Origin of the sequence: Shewanella sp. 11B5 (assembly GCF_002836795.1) — a bacterium.
Lineage (GTDB): Bacteria > Pseudomonadota > Gammaproteobacteria > Enterobacterales > Shewanellaceae > Shewanella > Shewanella frigidimarina.
Map to the genome: position 1 here is coordinate 1 of NZ_PJAP01000797.1, position 1,724 is coordinate 1,724.

General features: G+C 40.5%; 1 protein-coding gene. It reads left to right on the forward strand.

Annotated elements, in window-relative coordinates; all coding sequences use genetic code 11:
* A partial coding sequence (gene prpF / locus CXF78_RS16555; RefSeq protein ID WP_102037392.1) for a 2-methylaconitate cis-trans isomerase PrpF occupies positions 1-1,079 on the forward strand: 1,079 nt, incomplete at its 5' end.
* Between the last annotated feature and the right edge of the window lie 645 nt (positions 1,080-1,724).

Consider the following 1,724-nt stretch of genomic DNA (forward strand, 5'->3'; position numbering starts at 1 on the left):
CGGCTGCTCAAGTGGCAGGCGCAGCCCGCGATGCAATATTATTGCGGGTTATTGGCAGTCCCGATCCTTACGGTAAACACACCGATGGGATGGGTGGAGCAACGTCAAGTACCAGTAAAACGGTTATCTTATCTAAAAGTACTCAAGCTGATCACGATGTTGACTATTTATTTGGTCAAGTATCGATTGATAAGCCGTTTGTTGATTGGAGCGGCAACTGCGGTAATTTAACTGCAGCGGTGGGTTCATTTGCCATTAGTAATGGTTTAATTGATCCAAGCCGAGTGCCTGAAAATGGCACCGCAATCGTGCGTATTTGGCAAGCCAATATTCATAAAACCATTATTGCTCATGTCCCTATTACCAACGGCGAAGTGCAAGAAACCGGTGATTTTGAACTTGATGGTGTGACGTTCCCCGCAGCAGAAGTGCAAGTGGAGTTTTTAGATCCTGCTGATGGTGATGGCGCTATGTTTCCTACTGGTAACGTGGTTGATGAACTTGACGTACCTGGCGTAGGGACCTTTAAAGCCACCATGATCAATGCGGGCATTCCAACGATTTTTATTAATGCTGCCGATATTCAGTATCAAGGTACTGAGTTGCAAGATGACATTAATAATGACGATAAAGCGTTAGCCATGTTTGAAACCATTCGGGCTTATGGTGCAGTAAAAATGGGCTTAATTAAGCATATTGATGAAGCGGTAGCCCGTCAACATACCCCTAAAGTGGCTTTTGTGGCACCTGCTGCGAATTATATTTCATCCAGTGGTAAAGCGGTTAATACTGATGATATCGATCTGGTCGTGCGGGCATTGTCTATGGGTAAATTGCACCATGCGATGATGGGCACTGCTGCGGTGGCGATTGGCACTGCTGCTGCGATTCCTGGCACATTAGTTAATTTAGCTGCTGGCGGCGGTGAGCTGAGTGCAGTTCGTTTCGGCCATCCATCTGGCACTTTACGTGTAGGTGCGCAAGCAGCATTAGTACAAGGTCAATGGCAAGTTAAAAAAGCCATTATGAGCCGAAGTGCGCGAGTATTAATGGAAGGTAAGGTGAGCATTCCACAATAATTACGTTATATGTATGTTATTAATAAAACCTCAGCTTTTGCTGAGGTTTTTGCTTTTAGATAATTAATAGATAAAAAACAATCGATTAGAGTCTAAATCAATGTTGCCATTTGCTGAAGTAATTCAGATGTATATGTTAAAAATATGCAAAAGGTATAAAATGTGATATTGGTCAAAAAAAGTCTTGATCCTACTGTTAAATTAGTATGTTATATGCAAAATTTTGTCAGCTGTTTTTAATGGGCTCAAACATATATGCATCAGTTAACTATGTCCCTATGATGAAATAAAAAGAAAGATCAGTAAGTTTTATCGATTAACAAAAATAGATTAATCGCAATGAATGATTTGGCTGATTAAGTTGTTGTAAACAGTCAAGTTGAATGCATTTAGAGCACAATATTAACGTGAGTCGCATTGCTTATTAAGTTAGTCATTAGCAATGATAGCAATACAAAAGGAAACAATTATGGTTGAACACATTACAGGCATGCTGGCATTAATCGGTGTGTTATCGCTTTTGTGTCAATGGGTTGGTTGGAAATTACGTCTACCAGCAATTTTACCACTTTTATTATGTGGTTTACTGTTAGGGCCAGGATTAGGGATATTAGACCCAGATGAAATCTTTGGTGATTTATTGTT